Origin of the sequence: Burkholderia sp. Ac-20353 (assembly GCF_017104785.1) — a bacterium.
GTDB lineage: Bacteria > Pseudomonadota > Gammaproteobacteria > Burkholderiales > Burkholderiaceae > Burkholderia.
Genome location: NZ_JAAGPL010000175.1, coordinates 1 through 18,075, shown reverse-complemented (window position 1 = coordinate 18,075; position 18,075 = coordinate 1). Strand labels below are relative to the sequence as shown.

Genomic DNA, 18,075 nt, shown 5'->3' with positions numbered 1-18,075 from the left:
CTGCGCGGCCAGCAGCTCGACGAGGCCGCCGACCGGCCAGCCGCCGCCCGGCAGCTCGGCCGACAGCGCCGCAAAACCGGTCTCGATCGTGCGCGGACCGCCGCGCGCCAGCTGCGAGCCGCGCCAGAGCGTTGTTCCCCCCAAGCCGGGATGCATGGTCGAGTCGAGAACCGTCTCGATGGAACGCGCACGTTCATTGGCGGGGCGTATCGGCTGGGGGTAGGCAACGGTGCAGGTCACGGGAAGCACTCACTGAATACTGTATAAATATACAGTCATTCTAGCGCATGATTCCGAGATTGCTCAAAGCAAGCTCAACCTGCTGCTGGCCCCGGCGTTTTGGCGCGGCGGGCAGCAGGCGTGGGACAAGGTTCACGGTGACGCGTCTCGCGACTGGAGACACCCCCCCTGTGTTTAGTCCGGCACGGTGATTCAGATGCGGTACAGGCTGCCGAAGCCGGCGCCGTCCACTGGCGTGCCGTCCGCGCAGCCGGGCATTGGCAAGCCCTGCGCCCATCCTGCCGCCAAGGCCTGCACGTCACGCAACGGATCGGCCGCCTTGGCGCGCTCGTTGCGGATGCGGCAGGTTTCAGGATCCGTGGCGAACAGCCCGCGCGCGAAGACCCGGCCCTGCTCGGCCAGCTTCGCGGTCTTCGGGCCGCGGATCTTCGCGAAGCGCAGGAAGACCTCGTCCAGACCACCGTCTGCCCCGCCCAGACACCGGGCCAAATGCCACGCGTCTTCCAGCGCCTGGCAAGCGCCCTGCCCCGACGTCGGCAACGGCGCGTGCGCCGCATCCCCCACCAGCAGCACATTCGCCCGGCTCCATGTGTGCAACGGCTCCAGGTCATGCACGGCAATCAGTCGGATCGCGTGCGCTGGCGTCGCCCGGATGAGGCGGGCGACAGGCTCCGGCCATCCCGCGAACAGATCCTCAACCTCCTTGCGCCTATCCGCTGCGGGCTCTGCCCCAAGCAATGGCCGCGCCTGCGCCGCTGCCCAATAGACCAGCTCATTCCGAACCGCCACGCAACCGAAGCGCTCGCCCGAACCCCAATAATCCTGAATCGCGATATCGTCTACCAGCGCGCTCCGCCCCTGCGCCACGCCGATCCAGTTCACGAAGCCCTGATAAATCGGCGTGTTGTCCCCCGCGACAAACCCGCGTGCCACCGAATTCATGCGGCCGTCGGCGCCGATAAGCAGGTCCGGACGGATGCTCACCCCGTTCTCGAACTGCGCCACGGCCTTGCCGCCAGCCTCCAGGTCGATCGCCACCGCCCGATGCCCGAATTCCACCTGGATCCCGGCCTGCATCACATGGTCCAGCAGCACCGCCTGCAAATCCCGGCGCAGTATCGTATGGGTCGGATATCCCATCATCTGGTCCAGCAATGCGATATCGATGCCCCCCAACGAATTGCCCGCAGCATCCTGACGGCGCATGGTCACCGGCCGGCCGCCAACTGCGGCGATGTCTCGCAGCAGCCCGAGTTCCTCCAGCACAAAGCCGGCATTGGGCCAGAGCGTCACGCCAGCGCCCATGGTCGCCGGCTCTGCCCGGCGCTCATATACCCGGGGACTGTACCCCTGCTTGCGCAACGCAAGCGCCACGCTCAGGCCCGCGATGCCGCCGCCAAGTATTCCGATTTCCACGCCGAAGTTCTCCTGTCCACGCCGCGCTGACGCACCGCCGGCGGCGGCCCATCAGACGACAAGGCATCTTAGATTCCACCAATTTAGAGAACTAGCATGTGAAAATGGGCTGGTTTCATACCTGAAACGGGATAATCATGCGCGACGCACTCGACTTGAATGCCGTCCGCGTCTACGCGGCGGTCGTCGACGAACAGAGCTTTGCCGGCGCGGCGCGCCTGCTGGCCCTTCCGTCATCCAACGTCAGCCGCCACGTCGCGTCGCTGGAACGCCGGCTGGGCGTCCGCTTGCTGGAACGCAGCACCCGCCACCTGCGCATGACAGAAGCCGGCAGGCTGCTTTACGAACGCGCGAAACCCCTGCTCGACGCGTTGCTCTCCACCGAAGAAGAACTCGGCGCGGTGCAACGCGAACTGCGCGGCCCCCTGAAAATGTGCATGCCCGGCGAAGCGCCAAGGCTGCTCGCCCCGATCCTGGCCGAATTCTGTAGCCTCCACCCCGGCGTGGAACTGGAATGCGACACGCGCCTGACCGGTCTGGAAGCGCTCCGGGAAGACGTGGACCTCTCCATCGTCTTCCATCGTGGCCGTCAGGACGACAGCACCCTCATCACCCGTGAACTCGCCACGCTGCCCAGCGTCGTGGTCGCAGCGCCCGCCCTGCTGGCCAGGACTGGAATGCCGCGCCAAGTGCGCGAACTCAAGTCCCTGCCCTGCATCACCACGCTGAGCGCGCTGAAAGGCCAGCCCTGGCAGTTTCAGGACGCCACGGGCGAAATCATCAAGGTGCCGGTACGCAGCCGCTACCGCGTCAACAGCGGAGAACTGGCAGTGGCGGGCGCGCGGCAAGGCATCGGGTTCGCGATCGTGGCGGCCTATCCAATCCAGGAAGATCTTGCAGCGGGCCGGTTGGTGGAAGTGCCGCTGGATCTGTGCCCTGCACCACTGCAATTGCTGGGCGCGTACAGCCACCGGCATTCGGTGACTGCGCGGGTTCGGGCATTGCTGGAATTGATACAGGTGCGGTTGGATGGCGTGGGGAGCGGTTCGAGATAAAAGTCGAACCCTGTCCCGCTACCCTGTCCCGATGAGGTCATTTCGAAGCCAGCAATAAGGCGCGGGAAAGCCGGGATACTCGTCAGTATGCGACGCGACAGTATCGAGCGTATCGCCCGCCGCGCCACCCGAACACCCCGCGGATATCCGTCCGGCCCGCATCCACGCCTGACGGCACCGGCCGGCCCGCGGCTACGCGTCAGCCCAGCAGCAGCGCGTCGTCGTCGAGCTGCTCGTGCCGCACCTTCTCGAACATCTGCAGCAGGTCCGGCACGTCGAGCCCCTTGCGTTCGTTGCCCGACACGTCGAGCACGACCTGCCCCTGGTGCAGCATCACCGTGCGGTCGCCGTAGTCGAGCGCCTGCCGCATGCTGTGCGTGACCATCATCGTCGTCAGCTTGCTTTCGGCGACGATCCGCGCGGTCAGCTCGAGCACGAACGCGGCCGTCTTCGGGTCGAGCGCGGCCGTATGCTCGTCGAGCAGCAGGATCCGCGACGGCCGCAGCGACGCCATCAACAGGCTCACGGCCTGCCGCTGGCCGCCGGACAAGAGCCCGATCCGGTCGGTCAGCCGGTTTTCGAGGCCGAGATTGAGCAGCCGCAGCTTGTCGCGGAACAGCTCGCGCGACGGCCGATCGAGCGCGGCCTTGAAGCCGCGCCGCCCGCCACGCGCCATCGCGAGCGCCATGTTCTCCTCGATCGTCAGCGCCTCGCAGGTGCCGGCCATCGGGTCCTGGAACACCCGGGCGACGAGATGCGCGCGGTCCCACGCAGCCTTGCGCGTGACGTCCGTGCCGTCGATCGCGATGCGGCCCGAGTCGACCGCCTGGTCGCCGCTGATCGCGTTGAGGAAGGTCGACTTGCCCGCGCCGTTCGAACCGATCACCGCGACGAACTGGCCGTCCGGAATGTCGAGCGACAGCCCGCGCAGCGCACGCGTCTCGATCGGCGTGCCGGGATTGAACGTGAGTTTCAGGTCTTGTGCGGACAGCATGTCATGCCCCTCCGTTCTTGCGCGCGAACAGCTTCTTGCGCGTCGCCGGCAACACCAGCGCGATCGTGACGAGCGCGGCCGTCACGAGGTTCAGGTCCTGCGCCTTCAGGCCGATGAATTCGCTGTTCAGCGCGAGCGCGATGAAGAAGCGGTAGACGATCGCGCCGAGCACGACCGCGAGCGTCGTCAGCACGAGCCGGCGCGCGGGCAGCAGCGTCTCGCCGATGATCACCGCGGCCAGCCCGATCACGATCGTGCCGATCCCCATCGAGATGTCCGCGCCGCCCTGCGTCTGTGCGAACAGGGCGCCTGCGAGCGCGACGAGCGCGTTCGACAGCGCCATCCCGGCGAGCGTCGCGCGGCCGGTCGCGATGCCCTGCGCGCGCGCCATCCGCGGGTTCGCGCCGGTCGCGCGCATCGCGAGGCCGAGCTGCGACGAGAAGAACCAGTCGAGGCCGAGCTTCGCGACCACGACGACGATCGCGAGCAGCGCCGGACGCAGCACGTAGTCGGGCAGCCAGGCCGGCTGCAGCATCGTGAAGATCGTCGGCTCGGTGATCAGCGGCACGTTCGGCCGGCCCATGATCCGCAGGTTCACCGAATAGAGCGCGATCATCATCAGGATGCTGGCGAGCAGATCCATGATCTTCAGGCGCACGTTGAGCCAGCCGGTGACGAAGCCGGCCGCGGCGCCCGCGACGATCGCGAAGCCGGTCGCCGCGAACGGGTCGAAGCCGGCCGAGATCAGCGTCGCGGCCACCGCGCCGCCGAGCGGAAAGCTGCCGTCGACGGTCAGGTCGGGAAAATTGAGGATGCGGAACGAGATCAGCACCCCGAGCGCGACGAGGCTGAAGATCAGGCCGATCTCCAGTGCGCCCAGCAAAGAGAACAGAGACATGGTGGGGAAATCCTGTTGCTTCCCGGCCGGACGGATGCGGCCGGGCGAAGCGAACGGGCGGCCCCGGTAAGGGCCGCCCGTCCAGCGGTTTCGTTCAGGCCCGGTCGGGGCCTTCGAGCCCGGCGTTCAGCCGGCAGCGGCTTATTTGATGACCGTCTTCGCGTCCTTGACGAGATCCTGCGACAGCGTCACGCCCTGCTTCGATGCCGCCCCCGTGTTCACGAACAGCTCGAGGTTGCTGCTCGTCTCCGACGCGATCGCACCCGGCTTCTCGCCCTTCAGGATGCGCGCGACGACCTTGCCGGTCTGGCGGCCGAGGTCGCCGTAGTTGATGCCGAGCGCCGCGATGCCGCCGCGCTTCACGCTGTCGGTATCGCCCGCGACGAGCGGGATCTTCGCTTCGTTCGCGACCTTCACGAGCGCTTCGTACGCAGACACGACGTTGTTGTCGGTGTTCGTGTAGATCACGTCGACCTTGCCGATCAGGCTCTTTGCGGCCGGGCCGATGTCGACGGTGCGCGGTGCGGCGGCTTCCTTGAGCGTCATCCCCTGCTTCGCGAGGATCTCCTTGAGCTCCTTCACGACGACGACCGAATTCGCTTCGCCCGGGTTGTAGACCATGCCGACCGTCTTCGCATTCGGCACCACGCGCTTGATCAGCGCGACCTGGCGATCGAGCGGCAGCTTGTCGGACACGCCCGTCACGTTGGTGCCCGTCGGGCCCCAGCCCTTCACGAGCTGCGCGGCGACCGGGTCGGTCACGCCCGAGTAGACGACCGGCACGCTCTTCGTCGACGCGACGACCGCCTGCGCGGCCGGCGTCGCGATCGCGACGATCACGTCGGGCTGGTCGCCAATGAACTTGCGCGCGATCTGCGCGGCCGTGCCCGTGTTGCCCTGCGCGCTCTGGTATTCCCACTTGAGCTTGTCGTCGCCGTAGCCTTCGGCCTTCAGTTCGGCGCGCACGCCGTCGCGGATCGCGTCGAGCGCCGGGTGATCGACGATCGACAGCACCTTGACGGTCTGCGCGTGCGCGGCGCCGGCCAGCGCGAGCGCGGCAACGCCGGCCGTGATCGAACGGATCGCGAATGTCTTCAATTGCTTCATCGGTGAGTCTCCCCCGTATTGTCGGTTCTGGATGATGGGCTTCGCACATCGGCCCGGTCGCGCAGCCCGCGTCATCGCGGCGGCGGCCCGGCCGTCACGTCACACCGGATCGGTGCGCGGCGGCGAACCGCACGAGGATACCATTTCCGCAGACTACCGCCTGACTCCGGACTTACACGCCCCTGCTGCATATACGGCGCGCGCGGGCCGCCGCGCGCACCAATGAAAAAGGGCCTGCGCGATGCAGGCCCTTGCGTGTCAGCGGTCCAGCCGCCGGTGCACGGCGTTCGGCGTTCAGAACGACGCGACCATCGCGCCCTTGAACTGCTTCTTGATGAATTCCTTCACTTCCGGCGACTGGTACGCCTTGACCAGCTTCTTCACCCAGGGCTGATCCTTGTCCTTCGCGCGCACCGCGATCAGGTTCGCGTACGGGCTCGTCAGCGCCTCGAGCGCGAGCGCGTCCTTGGTCGGCTGCAGGTTCGCGGCGATCGCGTAGTTCGTGTTGACCACGGCCGCATCGACGTCCGACAGCACGCGCGGCAGTTGCGCGGCGTCGAGCTCGGAGATCTTCAGCTTCTTCGGGTTGTCGGCGATGTCGAGCACGGTTGCGTTATTGCCGCCCGTGCCGGCGCCGGCCTTCAGCTTGATCAGGCCTTGCGTCTGCAGCAGCAGCAGCGCACGGTTCTCGTTCGACGGATCGTTCGGCACCGCGAGCTTCGCGCCTTGCTGCAGATCCTTCAGCGCCTTGATCTTCTTCGAGTAGATGCCCATCGGCGAGATGTAGGTCAGGCCCGCGCTGACGAGCTTGTAGCCGCGCTGCTTTACCTGGCTGTCGAGGTAGGGCTGGTGCTGGAAGCTGTTCGCGTCGAGGTCGCCCGCGTCGAGCGCCGCGTTCGGCTGCACGTAGTCGTTGAACTCGATCACCTTCACGTTCAGGCCTTCCTTCTCCTTCGCGACCTTCTGCACGACCTGCCAGACTTCCGCGTCCGGGCCGGACACCGTGCCGACCTTGATCACCTTGTCCTCGGCGTGCACGCCCGCCGACATCGTCAGCGCAGCGCCGGTTGCCAGCACGGAAAACACCTTCAGGAGACTGCGACGCTTCATCTGTTTCTCGCTTTCTTGCTAACTGAAAAAAGGGGCGCGATACGGGTATGTCCCGGCTCGCAGGAAAGGGGCAAATGGTGTCACAGGATAGGCAGGATGTGAAATACATCCCGCTCATATGGGTATGCGGGAAGCACGCAGGTGCCGGGCGCGCGACCGGCTCCGGCGCCCCCGTGCCGTGCACGATCCGCTGCGGCGGCGCGACAGCGCAAGCAGGCTGTGCTACAAGATCGCCTTGCCGGCGCATCGCGCCCCGGCGACTTACCGAGGCCAGTCATGTACGTCATCGACATTCACTACACCACGTCGCTCGAGCGCATCGACGACGCGCTCGAACGCCATCGCGCGTATCTGCAGCCGCTGCTCGACAAGGGGATCTTCATCGCGACGGGACCGAAGGTGCCGCGTGACGGCGGCGTGATCCTCGCGGCCCGCATCGACCGCGACGAACTGGAAGCGATCCTGCAGACCGACCCGTTCGTCACGGAAGGCCTTGCGACCTACCGCGTGACCGAGTTCCGGATGACGCGCGCCGCGCCGGGCCTGAACCTGCCCGCGCTGCCGTAACGCGCGCGGTGTGGCTGCCGGCGTCGCTCAGCCGAGCAGCAGTTTCAGGTCATGCACCCACGGGCCGGGGCCCTGGCCGTCGCGCACGAAGAGGCGCAGCTTGCCGTTCGTATCGAACACATAGCTCGCGGCGGTGTGGTCCATCGTGTAGCTGCCGGGCGTCTTGCCCTGCACTTTCGCGTAATAGACGCGGAAATCCTTCGTGACCTTCTTCAGCTGCGCGTCGTCCGCCGCGCGCAGGCCGATGAACGACGGATCGAACGCCGGCACATACTGGCCGAGCAGCGCGGGCGTGTCGCGCTCCGGGTCGATGGTCACGAACAGCACCTGCACGCGCTTCGCGGCATCCGGCCCGAGCTGCTTGAGCGCCTCGGACAGCTCGGCCATCGTCGTCGGGCAGACGTCCGGGCAATGCGTGTAGCCGAAGAACATCACGACCGCCTTGCCCTTGAAGTCCGCGAGCGTGCGCACCTTGCCGGTCGTGTCGGGCAGCGCGAAGTCGCTGCCGAACTGCGTGTTGCCGGTGATGTCGAGATTCTGGAATTTCGGCGCGTCGTCACACGCCGCGAGCAGCGACGCGAGCGCCAGCGCGCATGCGAGCAGCCAGCCTTGGCGCGCGCGGCGCCCGAACCATGAATGGAGCATTGCGTTCAAACCGTGCGGTTACACGCCGAGCAGCGGGCGTGCATAGTGATCGACGAGCAGCGCCGCGAACAGCAGCGACAGATAGACGATCGAGTAGCGGAAGGCCTTGCGGGCGAGGTCGTCGGAGTATTCGCGGTAGATCTTCCACGCATACGCGAGGAACACCGCGCCGAGCAGCACGGCGCTCGTCAGGTAGACGGCGCCGCTCATCCCCGAGATGAACGGCATCATCGTGACCGCGAACAGGATCACCGTATACAGCAGGATGTGCAGCCGCGTGAATTTCTCGCCGTGCGTAACAGGCAGCATCGGCAGCCCCGCGTTCTCGTAATCCTTGCGGCGGTACAGCGCGAGCACCCAGAAATGCGGCGGCGTCCATACGAAGATGATCAGCACGAGGATCCATGCATCGCCGGGCACCGCGCCCGTCACCGCGGCCCAGCCGAGCGCCGGCGGCATCGCGCCGGACGCACCGCCGATCACGATGTTCTGCGGCGTCATTGGCTTCAGCAGCAGCGTGTAGATCACCGCGTAGCCGACGAAGGTCGCGATCGTCAGCCACATCGTCAGCGGGTTTGTGAACGTGTAGAGCGTCCACGCGCCGACGCTGCCGAGCACGCCCGAGAACAGCAGGATCTGCACGGTCGTGATCTCGCCGCGCGCGGACGGACGCCATGCGGTGCGGCGCATCATCGCGTCGATCTTCTGCTCGACGAGACAGTTGATCGCGAACGCCGCGCCCGCCAGCAGCCAGATGCCGACGGTGCCGCCGACCAGCACCCGCCACGGCACCATGCCCGGCGTCGCGAGGAACATGCCGATCACCGCGCAGAACACTGCAAGCTGCGTGACCCGCGGCTTCGTCAGCGCCATGTACTGGGAAAACCGGCTACCGGGCGAATGGGAAAGGGTGCTTTGCATGGGAACGGTCACGCCGGCGCGGCATCGCGCGCAGGCAGCGCGACACGGCCAGGGCGGCTTGAAAGGATGCGAAAGTTTAACATGACGACGAGCAGCAGCAGGATCGCGGCGCCGCCGTTATGGGCCACCGCGACCGGCAAAGGCCACTGCAATACGATATTCGTCAAGCCCGTCACGAACTGCAGCACGACCACCAGCAGCACGCCGTTCGCGGGTCGCCGCAGCGATTCGAAGCGGCGCATCTTCAGCGCGAACGCGACGAGGTACGCGACGACGACGAACGCGAACGTGCGGTGCGTCCAGTGGATCGCGACCAGCGCGTCCTGCGTGATCGCGTCACCGTCGCTCGTCATGCCGAGCGCGCGCCACAGGTGGAAGCCGTGCCGGAAATCCATCGGCGGAATCCACTGGCCGTTGCAGGTCGGGAAATCGGTGCACGCGAGCACCGCGTAGTTGGTGCTCACCCAGCCGCCGAGCGCGATCTGCGCGACGAGCAGCACGAGCGCCGCGAGCGCGGCCGCGCGATAGCGCCCGGCTTCCGGGTCATGCGTGGGCAGCGGCGTCTGCCGCGCGGCCAGCCAGCCGAGCGTGCCGAGCAGCGTCAGCCCGAGCAGCAGGTGGATCGTGACGATCACCGGCTGCAGCTTCATCGTCACCGTCCACGCGCCGAACGCGCCCTGCACGACGATCAGCATCAGCAGGCTCGTCGGCCACCACGGCGATACGTGCAACGGACGGCGGCGCAGCCGCGCGGTCCAGGCGATCGCCGTCTGCGCGATGATCAGCACGCCGATCGCCATCGCGAAATAGCGGTGGATCATCTCGATCCACGCCTTCGACATGCTGACGGGGCCGCTCGGCATCGCCTGGTGTGCGGCAGTAATTGCCGCATGCGCGATGAACGGCGACGACGTGCCGTAGCAGCCCGGCCAGTCCGGGCAGCCGAGGCCCGAATCGGTGAGCCGCGTGAAGCCGCCGAACATCACGAGATCGAGGGTCAGGAACGTGGTGATCCACACCAGCTTGCGGAACTTGTTGTCGTCCGCCTTCACCCACACGTACGACAGCGGCAGCAGCGCGATACAGGAGCCGATCAGGCCGAGTTGCAGTAGATACGACATCGGATTATTGCCTCTTGGTCTCGCGTCAGCCGATGCTCGACCACTTCAGCAGCTTCGTGACGTCCGCCTTGATCTTGCTGGGGTTCGGGTTCTTCGGGAAGCGCATCATCAGGTTGCCGTTCGGGTCGACCATGTAGATGTGGTCGGTATCGTGCGTGCCGGCATCGGCCGGCAGCCACGCAGCCACCGCAGCCGGATCGGCGATCAGCTTCACCGTGTCCGGATATGCGTCGCCCACCTTCGCCGGAATCGCGCCCGCATCGCTGCGCAGCCACACCATCGTGATCCGGTGCCGTTCGCCGGCCTGCGTGACGCGCACCTGACGCATGAAATAGAGCTTCTGCGCGCACACATCGTCGCACGCGCTGCGATCGGTCATCACGAACAGCCACACGCCGCGCAGCGACGACAGCGGCATCGTCTTGCCGGTTTCGTCGGTGACCTGCAGATCCGCCGGAATCGGGCGCTGCGGGTCGATCAGCGTGCCGTAGTTCGTCGAGCCGCCCTTCGGCTTGATCACGTAATAGGTGAAGTACGACGCGAGCATCGGCGCCGCGCAGACGAGCCCGAGCAGCACGAGCATCCAGCGGCCGCGCTTTCTGGCGGCCGGGGAAACGGGCTTGGCGGACGTAGCGGGCGTGGCGCCCGGGCCCTGACGGGAAGATTGGATGGACAAATCAGACCTCTCGAAACGAACCCGCGGCGTCGCCACCGCGTACGGACATCGCGCCGCTCATGCGTCGGACGACTTCTTCGCCGCGCGCCGCGCCGCGTACAAGCCGAAACCGAGCGCGGCCGCCGCCATGCCCCACCACTGAAACATGTAACCGTAATTGCGCTCGACGCCGGTCGCGGGCGCCGGCCAGTCGCGCACCAGCTTGTCGCCGTCGTCGCTCGTCTGCTGGATCACGAACGGCTGCAGCGGCAGGCCGGTTTCCTTCGCATACGCGGCGACGTCGAGGTTCTGGCGAATCTTCTGGTGCGCCGCCGAACCGCCTTCGCCGAGCTCGAACGCGCGAGACGCATCGGCGCGTGCAATCCCGACGATCTCGATGTCGCCCGCCGGCGTCGCGAACGGCTCGATCGCCGTGCGATCGGCGATGTTGCGCGGCAGCCAGCCGCGATTCACGAGCACATAGCCGCCGCCCGTGAGTTTAAACGGCATCACGACGTAAAAACCCGGCTGGTCGTTATACGGCCGATTGTCGAGAAACACCGCTTGCTCGGGCACGAAGCGCCCCGCCGCACGCACGCGATGGAACTCGATCGACGCGAGCGGGATCGGCTGCGCGCCGACCTCGACGGGCACCGCATGCTCGAAGCGCACGATGTTCTCCTGCAGCGCTTCCTTCTGATGCGCACGGTCGCGCTGCCAGAAACCGAGACGGATCGTGACCGCGACGACCGCGAGGATCAGCAGCGCAGGCAGCAGGCGGATCTTCATCGGGCCGCCGCCCAAGCGTGTTCGCGGATGCGAGGTGCGATAATTATCCTCTTCCTTTCGAATTGCCGTCGTCCGGTTCGCTGCATGCACATCCTCGTTCCCATCGCCTTCGTCCTCATCATTGCCAGCCTGGGCTCGGCGCTCTATTTCATGATGCACGACCGCGGCCATACGAAACACATGGCCTGGTCGCTCGCCACCCGCGTCGGGCTGTCGATCTCGCTGTTCCTGTTCATCCTGTTCGCGAACTGGATGGGCTGGATCCATTCGACCGGCCTGCCGATCGGCCGCTGATGCCGTCGCGGCCGCAGCCGCTGCAACCACTGTGACATTTCGCCGCATCGCGGCGCCACCAAGCAAAAGCGCCGCCTGACTGAGTCGCGGCGGCGCCCGGATGATGCCGGCTGCCGGACGATTCGTTCACGCCGTCCGGCTCCCACAAAACCAAACGGCCCGCGCATCGCTGCGCGGGCCGTGTTGCATTTACAGCCAGTAGACGACGACGTACAGGCCGAGCCAGACGACGTCGACGAAGTGCCAGTACCACGCGGCGCCTTCGAATGCGAAGTGATGTTCCGGCTTGAAGTGGCCACGGATCATCCGCACCAGCACCACAGCGAGCATCGTGCCGCCGAGGAACACGTGGAAACCGTGGAAGCCCGTCAGCAGGAAGAACGTCGAGCCGTAGATGCCCGAGCCGAGCGTCAGGTTCAGTTCGTTGTACGCGTGGAAGTATTCGAAGCCCTGCGTGAACAGGAAGCAGATGCCGAGCACGAGCGTCGCGGCGAGCCACGCGATCGCCTTGCGGCGGTGATCGTCGCGCAGCGCGTGGTGCGAGATCGTCAGCGTCGCGCCCGACGACAGCAGCAGCGCGGTGTTCAGCGTCGGGATCGGCCACGGGCCCATCGTCTTGAAGTGGCCAGCGAGCGCAGCCGGGCCTTCGTTCGGCCACACGGCGGAGAAGTCCGGCCAGATCAGCTTGTAATCGAGACTGCCGAGCTGGTGCAGCGCGATTTCACGCGCATAGAACAGCGCACCGAAGAACGCGCCGAAGAACATCACTTCGGAGAAGATGAACCAGCTCATGCTCCAGCGGTACGACCGGTCGACGTTCTTGCCGTACATCCCGCCTTCCGATTCGGCGATCGAGTCGCCGAACCAGTGGTACAGCGTGAAGAGGAGCCACAGCAGGCCGAGCAGCGCCGTGTACGGCGCCCAGTCGTGACCGTTGAGCCACAGTGCGAACGATCCGAGCATGACCAGCAGGCCGCAGGCCGCGCTGATCGGATGCTGCGACGGATGCGGCACGAAATAGTACGGGGTCTGGTTTTGACCGCTCATGCTTGATTCTCCACTTCAGTCCAATTTGTGTACCGGAAACCGCTCCGGCTTTATTTCTGGCGCGGCGCGACGGCTACCGCTCTTTCCTTCGTGGAACGCCCGGGGCGTTCCGCGTTGCATTCTTGCGTTGCCGCGGGCCTCAGGCCTCAGCCCACGACCGCGCGCACGATCAGGATCAGCACGCCGATGAACACACCGGCCGCGATCAGCGCAACGATCAGCACGTGCAGCGGATTCAGCTGCGTCGCGTCCGCCTCCAGGTCGCGCCGCTTGCGCACGCCGAAGAACGACCACAACACCGCCTTGACCGCCTGGCCGAACGTTCCGCCCCGCTTGCCCTCCGTCATCGCCCTGCCTCCATCGTCATGCACCCGGCTTCGTCGTGCCTGGCTGCGTCGCCGCGCCGGCTGCCGCCTGTGCCGGCGTATTCAGCTCGAAGAACGTGTACGACAGCGTGATCGTCTTCACGTCCTTCGGCAGCTTCGGATCGATCACGAACACCACCGGCATCTTGCGCGACTCGTGCGCGGCCAGCGTCTGCTGCGTGAAGCAAAAACACTCGATCTTCTTGAAAAATTCCGTCGCCTGCTTCGGCGCGTAGCTCGGGATCGCCTGCGCGACGACCGGACGGCCCTGGCCGTTCGTCACGTCGTACACGATCGTCGTCAGCTCGCCCGGATGCACGTCGAGGCTGTTGTGTTCCGGCTTGAAACCCAGCGGGCCGCGCGCGTTCGCATCGAACTCGACCGACACCGTGCGGCTCGTGTCGACCTGCGTGTTCTTCGCGTCGCGCTCGCTGACGTCGCGCTGCACGAGGTTGTTGATGCCGGTGATCTGGCAGATCGCCCGATACATCGGCACGAGCGCGAAGCCGAAGCCGAACATCAGTCCCGCGACGACAAAGAGCTTCTTCAGCATCGACCGGTTGAACGCGCGATCCACGTTCTCCGCTTCCGGCTTCGACATACGACAACGTCCTCGCTACTGCGTCAGTGAGTGGACAGCCACCACTGCTTGATCACGACACCCACAAAAAAAACGGCGGCGATCGCAAGCAGAATCAGGCCGAGCCGCTTGTTGCCCGCGCGGATCTGCTCGGGCGTACGTCTTTGTTGTGGATTCCGGTTCATCTGAAACCTGCTGTGGAACGTTCCGCCACGCCTGCCTGCAGCGGCAAGCGTAGACGGAACATTCTTCGAAACGTATTACTCGACGTGCGGCGGTTGCTCGAACGTGTGGAACGGAGCCGGGCTCGGCACCGTCCACTCGAGACCGATCGCGCCATCCCACGGCTTGTCGGCGGCCTTCTCCAGCTCGCCGCCGCCACGGTACGCCGGCAGCACGACCGCGAACAGGAAGTACACCTGCGCGAGACCGAAACCGAACGCGCCGATCGTCGCGACCTGGTTGAAGTCCGTGAACTGCGCCGGGTAGTCCGCATAGCGGCGCGGCATGCCCGCGAGACCGACGAAGTGCATCGGGAAGAACGTCAGGTTGAAGAAGATCATCGACGCCCAGAAGTGGATCTTGCCGCGCGTCTCGTTGTACATCCAGCCCGTCCACTTCGGTGACCAGTAGTACCAGCCCGCGAACAGCGCGAACAGTGACCCGGCCACCAGCACATAGTGGAAGTGCGCCACCACGAAGTAAGTGCCGTGGTACTGGATGTCGAGCGGCGCCATCGCCAGCATCAGGCCCGTCAGGCCGCCGAACGTGAACACGAACAGGAAGCCGATCGCGAACAGCATCGGGGTTTCGAAGGTCATCGAGCCGCGCCACATCGTCGCGAGCCAGTTGAACACCTTCACGCCCGTCGGCACCGCGATCAGCATCGTCGCGTACATGAAGAACAGCTGGCCCGTGACCGGCATGCCCGTTGCGAACATGTGGTGCGCCCAGACCATGAACGACAGGATCGCGATCGATGCGGTCGCGTACACCATCGAGCTATAGCCGAACAGCGTCTTGCGCGCGAACGCCGGGATCACCTGCGACACGATCCCGAACGCCGGCAGAATCATGATGTACACCTCGGGGTGGCCGAAGAACCAGAAGATGTGCTGGTACATCACCGGGTCGCCGCCGCCTGCCGCGTTGAAGAACGACGTGCCGAAGTGGCGATCGAACAGCACCATCGTGATCGCGCCTGCCAGAACCGGCATCACGGCGATCAGCAGGTACGCGGTGATCAGCCACGTCCACGCGAACATCGGCATCTTCATCAGCGTCATGCCCGGTGCGCGCATGTTCAGGATCGTCACGACGATGTTGATGCCGCCCATGATCGACGACGCGCCCATGATGTGCACCGCGAAGATCGCGAAGTCCATGCCCGGGCCCATCTGCGTCGACAGCGGCGCATACAGCGTCCAGCCGGCAGCCGTCGCGCCGCCCGGCGCGAAGAACGAGCCGACCAGCAGCACGGCTGCGACCGGCAGCAGCCAGAAGCTGAAGTTGTTCATCCGCGCGAACGCCATGTCGGACGCGCCGATCTGCAGCGGAATCATCCAGTTCGCGAAGCCGACGAATGCCGGCATGATCGCGCCGAACACCATGATCAGGCCGTGCATCGTCGTGAGTTCGTTGAAGAACTCCGGACGCATGATCTGCAGGCCGGGCGAGAACAGCTCGGCACGGATGGCGAGCGCCATCACGCCGCCCGACAGGAACATGATGAACGAGAACAGCAGGTACAGCGTACCGATGTCCTTGTGGTTGGTGGCGTACAGCCAGCGCCGCCAGCCATGCGGTGTTTCGTGCGCGTGGTCGTCGTGCGCGTGGCCCGCGGCTACGTCGTGCCCGATGCTAGACATGAGATTCTCCTAATGCGAATACGTCGACAAACACAGCGACACGTCAGGCCGCCGGGCCGATCTCGACACGCCGGGCTTCCTTAGCGTCTGCCCCGCCCGTGATCGTTTCCGGCTTCTTCATAATGATGTGGTCTTCCGCCACGCCTGCCGCCTTCAGTGCGTCGCGCACGGCTTGCGCGCGGTGCTTGGCGAGTTCGGCGTTCGCGTCGGCCGAGCCCGTCTTGTCGGTGAAGCCCGACAGCGCGAGCTTCGCGTCCGGATGCGCCTTCGCATAGTCGGCCGCCGCCGCGATCGCCGACTGTGCGTCGGCCGGCAGCGTGCTCTTGCCCGTTTCGAAATAGATCGTCGACAGCGCGGCCGCCGGCGCGGCTGCGCCCGAGGCTGCCTGCGGGGCCGAAGCCGCTTCCGCCGGCGCTGCGCCTGCGGCATCTTCCGGCAGCTTGCCGTTACGCGCGTCCGCCACCTGCTTCGGTTGCAGCACGTCGTTCTTGTGGTTGCCCCACGAGTTGCGCTCGTAGGTGACGACCGCGGCAATGTCGAGGTCCGACAGCGACGCCCACGACGGCATCGCGCCCTTGCCCTTCAGCACGCGCTCGACGTGCGCCGAGATCGGGCCGTTCGCGATCGGGCTGCCGTCCATCGCCGGGAACGCGCCGAGGCCCTTGCCGTTCACCTGGTGGCAGGCTGCGCAGTTCGCCTTGTAGACGTCCTCGCCGTGCGCCATCAGTTCGGCCATCGTGTAAACCTTGTTCGGATCGACTGCGGCGCCGGCCATCTTGGCCTTCTGCGCGGTGACCCACTTCGCGTAGTCGTCATCCGACAGCACCTCGACGACGACCGGCATGTACGCGTGCTCCTTGCCGCACAGCTCGGTACAGAAACCGCGGAACGTGCCGACCTTCTCGGCCTTGAACCACGTGTCGCGCACGAAGCCGGGGATCGCATCCTGCTTCACGCCGAACGCGGGCACGTACCACGAGTGGACGACGTCGTTCGCGGTCGTGATGATGCGGATCTTCTTGTTGACCGGCACGACGAGCGGGTTGTCGACTTCCTGCAGATAGGTGTCGGTGATCGCCTGCTTGCCCATCACTTCGTCACGCGGGGTCGACAGCGTCGACAGGAAGCTGATGCCTTCGCCCGGCCCCTTCACGTAGTCGTAGCCCCACTTCCACTGGTAGCCGGTGACCTTGACCGTGAGATCGGCATTCGTCGTGTCCTTCATCGCGACGACGGCCTTCGTCGCCGGCAACGCCATCAGTACGACGATGACGAACGGCACGATCGTCCAGATGATTTCGACGGTCGTGCTTTCATGGAAATTGGCGGCCTTGTAGCCTTTGGATTTGCGGTGCGCGAAGATCGAATAGAACATCACGCCGAACACGCCGACGAAGATCACCGTACACAGGATCAGCATCATCGTGTGGAGATCGTAGAGCTCCTCGGCGATCTTCGTGACAGGCGGCTGAAAATTGATCTCGTTGACGCGGGGGCCGCCCGGGCTGTCACCGACCGCCAGAGCCGCGCCGGCAAAGAGCAGTCCGCCGCATGCCAGCACGCCCGTGAGGGCTCGCTTGATTGTTTTCATAGCTTCCTTACCCAAAATTTCCATTCAAACCCTCCCCCGTCGCAAGCCACCTGCGTCGCACCCGCCGCCCCGGTCATCCACAGCGCCGGAGCGACATGCGCAACTCGTCGGCGAACTGCGCGCGCCGGTACTGCGCGAGATGCTGCCCAATCACGACGGTCTGCCCGCGCGACACCAGCCGAATCGGATCGCGTGGCGTCGCGCCCGGCTCGACCCGCACCCAGCGCGGGTTGAATTCGATCTGCGTGAGCCGTTCCGCATCCATCCGCTCGATCACGAGCCGGTGCGGAAACAGCCTGATGCGTTCGTAGTCGACTGCATGGCGCGCGTGGATCGCAAACGCGACACCCACCACCAGCAGCTCGATTCCGGTGAAAGGCATGACGAGCCATGCCCCCCGCCACATCAGTAATGCCGCGATCGCAAGCGATACGCTCGCGAGCGACGCGTAAAACAGCACGAACTGGCGCGGCGACACCGAACAGTTGCGCTTCATGAGCCAGTCCTCGAGGACCGGTTCAACGTCCGCTGCCTCCGTCGAAACCCTCGCTGCCTCCATCGCCGCCTCACGCGAATGGCATGCGATGCATGCCTGCATCGGACTCGCCACCCCGTATTGCGGGGACCCCGGGGCGACAAGCTGACGCATTATAGGCGGGTTCAATGGCATCCACAAGCAAGCGCCTATCGCCCGCCAAGCCAAGCACGACAAGCTTTCCGGCCGTTTCAGCGGTTATTTTGACCCCGCTTTGCATCGCTAATTTCAGACATAACAAAACCCCTCTTTACCGCTTTACCGATTCTTCGGGCGA

Annotated in this window: 20 protein-coding genes and 1 pseudogene; 3 read left to right on the top strand and 18 right to left on the bottom strand. The window is 65.6% G+C overall.

Annotated features, from left to right (window positions below; all coding sequences use genetic code 11):
- Positions 1 to 156, bottom strand: a pseudogene (locus G3N94_RS32045) (recombinase RecA); the annotation flags it as partial.
- 276 nt (positions 157 to 432) lie between these two features.
- The gene (locus tag G3N94_RS32040) at positions 433 to 1,656 is read right to left on the bottom strand and encodes an FAD-dependent monooxygenase (RefSeq protein ID WP_205797457.1); all 1,224 of its coding nucleotides are present in this window, start codon (positions 1,654 to 1,656) and stop codon (positions 433 to 435) included.
- 137 nt (positions 1,657 to 1,793) lie between these two features.
- Here G3N94_RS32040 and G3N94_RS32035 point away from each other — a divergent pair, with 137 nt between their 5' ends.
- Positions 1,794 to 2,711, top strand: a complete 918-nt coding sequence (locus G3N94_RS32035) for a LysR family transcriptional regulator (RefSeq protein ID WP_205797456.1) — start codon at positions 1,794 to 1,796, stop codon at positions 2,709 to 2,711.
- Positions 2,712 to 2,910: 199 nt separating this feature from the next.
- Here the strand turns inward: G3N94_RS32035 and G3N94_RS32030 are convergent, their stop codons facing one another.
- The 4 genes from G3N94_RS32030 to G3N94_RS32015 all read right to left on the bottom strand — a co-directional run bounded on the left by G3N94_RS32030 (position 2,911) and on the right by G3N94_RS32015 (position 6,820).
- A complete protein-coding gene (locus tag G3N94_RS32030; protein ID WP_205797455.1) occupies positions 2,911 to 3,705 on the bottom strand; it encodes an ABC transporter ATP-binding protein in 795 nt (264 codons plus the stop codon).
- 1 nt (position 3,706) lies between these two features.
- Positions 3,707 to 4,603 (bottom strand): ABC transporter permease, encoded by an 897-nt coding sequence (locus tag G3N94_RS32025; RefSeq protein ID WP_205797453.1) that lies wholly within the window; start codon positions 4,601 to 4,603, stop codon positions 3,707 to 3,709.
- 141 nt (positions 4,604 to 4,744) lie between these two features.
- The gene (locus G3N94_RS32020) at positions 4,745 to 5,710 is read right to left on the bottom strand and encodes an ABC transporter substrate-binding protein (RefSeq protein ID WP_205797451.1); all 966 of its coding nucleotides are present in this window, start codon (positions 5,708 to 5,710) and stop codon (positions 4,745 to 4,747) included.
- Between the two features lie 294 nt (positions 5,711 to 6,004).
- Positions 6,005 to 6,820 (bottom strand): MetQ/NlpA family ABC transporter substrate-binding protein, encoded by an 816-nt coding sequence (locus G3N94_RS32015; RefSeq protein WP_205797449.1) that lies wholly within the window; start codon positions 6,818 to 6,820, stop codon positions 6,005 to 6,007.
- A gap of 276 nt (positions 6,821 to 7,096) precedes the next feature.
- On the opposite strand from G3N94_RS32015, the gene G3N94_RS32010 reads away from it, so the two are divergent.
- Positions 7,097 to 7,387: a YciI family protein gene (locus G3N94_RS32010; protein ID WP_205797447.1), complete on the top strand. Its 291-nt coding sequence runs from the start codon at positions 7,097 to 7,099 to the stop codon at positions 7,385 to 7,387.
- A gap of 27 nt (positions 7,388 to 7,414) precedes the next feature.
- Here G3N94_RS32010 and G3N94_RS32005 read toward each other — a convergent pair whose 3' ends face one another.
- The 5 genes from G3N94_RS32005 to G3N94_RS31985 all read right to left on the bottom strand — a co-directional run bounded on the left by G3N94_RS32005 (position 7,415) and on the right by G3N94_RS31985 (position 11,518).
- A complete protein-coding gene (locus G3N94_RS32005) occupies positions 7,415 to 8,032 on the bottom strand; it encodes an SCO family protein (protein WP_205797445.1) in 618 nt (205 codons plus the stop codon).
- 18 nt (positions 8,033 to 8,050) lie between these two features.
- Positions 8,051 to 8,953 (bottom strand): heme o synthase, encoded by a 903-nt coding sequence (gene cyoE / locus G3N94_RS32000; protein WP_205797443.1) that lies wholly within the window; start codon positions 8,951 to 8,953, stop codon positions 8,051 to 8,053.
- Between the two features lie 8 nt (positions 8,954 to 8,961).
- The gene (locus G3N94_RS31995; RefSeq protein WP_205797441.1) at positions 8,962 to 10,074 is read right to left on the bottom strand and encodes a COX15/CtaA family protein; all 1,113 of its coding nucleotides are present in this window, start codon (positions 10,072 to 10,074) and stop codon (positions 8,962 to 8,964) included.
- A 25-nt stretch (positions 10,075 to 10,099) separates the two neighbouring features.
- On the bottom strand, positions 10,100 to 10,744 hold the full coding sequence (locus G3N94_RS31990; RefSeq protein ID WP_205797458.1) for a cytochrome C oxidase subunit I: 645 nt from the start codon (positions 10,742 to 10,744) through the stop codon (positions 10,100 to 10,102).
- A 63-nt stretch (positions 10,745 to 10,807) separates the two neighbouring features.
- Complete coding sequence (locus G3N94_RS31985) at positions 10,808 to 11,518, bottom strand: SURF1 family protein (RefSeq protein ID WP_241022181.1); 711 nt, start codon at positions 11,516 to 11,518, stop codon at positions 10,808 to 10,810.
- Positions 11,519 to 11,602: 84 nt separating this feature from the next.
- On the opposite strand from G3N94_RS31985, the gene G3N94_RS31980 reads away from it, so the two are divergent.
- Positions 11,603 to 11,812, top strand: a complete 210-nt coding sequence (locus G3N94_RS31980) for a twin transmembrane helix small protein (protein WP_205797437.1) — start codon at positions 11,603 to 11,605, stop codon at positions 11,810 to 11,812.
- Positions 11,813 to 12,001: 189 nt separating this feature from the next.
- Here G3N94_RS31980 and G3N94_RS31975 read toward each other — a convergent pair whose 3' ends face one another.
- The 7 genes from G3N94_RS31975 to G3N94_RS31945 form a co-directional block, all read right to left on the bottom strand.
- Complete coding sequence (locus G3N94_RS31975; protein WP_205797435.1) at positions 12,002 to 12,859, bottom strand: cytochrome c oxidase subunit 3; 858 nt, start codon at positions 12,857 to 12,859, stop codon at positions 12,002 to 12,004.
- A gap of 146 nt (positions 12,860 to 13,005) precedes the next feature.
- Positions 13,006 to 13,206, bottom strand: a complete 201-nt coding sequence (locus tag G3N94_RS31970; RefSeq protein ID WP_205797433.1) for a DUF2970 domain-containing protein — start codon at positions 13,204 to 13,206, stop codon at positions 13,006 to 13,008.
- Between the two features lie 16 nt (positions 13,207 to 13,222).
- The gene (locus tag G3N94_RS31965; RefSeq protein ID WP_205797431.1) at positions 13,223 to 13,825 is read right to left on the bottom strand and encodes a cytochrome c oxidase assembly protein; all 603 of its coding nucleotides are present in this window, start codon (positions 13,823 to 13,825) and stop codon (positions 13,223 to 13,225) included.
- 23 nt (positions 13,826 to 13,848) lie between these two features.
- Positions 13,849 to 13,989, bottom strand: a complete 141-nt coding sequence (locus G3N94_RS31960) for a cytochrome oxidase small assembly protein (RefSeq protein WP_042586883.1) — start codon at positions 13,987 to 13,989, stop codon at positions 13,849 to 13,851.
- A 75-nt stretch (positions 13,990 to 14,064) separates the two neighbouring features.
- On the bottom strand, positions 14,065 to 15,672 hold the full coding sequence (gene ctaD / locus G3N94_RS31955; RefSeq protein ID WP_205797429.1) for a cytochrome c oxidase subunit I: 1,608 nt from the start codon (positions 15,670 to 15,672) through the stop codon (positions 14,065 to 14,067).
- 43 nt (positions 15,673 to 15,715) lie between these two features.
- The gene (gene coxB / locus G3N94_RS31950) at positions 15,716 to 17,287 is read right to left on the bottom strand and encodes a cytochrome c oxidase subunit II (protein WP_205797427.1); all 1,572 of its coding nucleotides are present in this window, start codon (positions 17,285 to 17,287) and stop codon (positions 15,716 to 15,718) included.
- A 49-nt stretch (positions 17,288 to 17,336) separates the two neighbouring features.
- Positions 17,337 to 17,861: a DUF2244 domain-containing protein gene (locus tag G3N94_RS31945; protein WP_205797425.1), complete on the bottom strand. Its 525-nt coding sequence runs from the start codon at positions 17,859 to 17,861 to the stop codon at positions 17,337 to 17,339.
- Positions 17,862 to 18,075 lie beyond the last annotated feature (214 nt).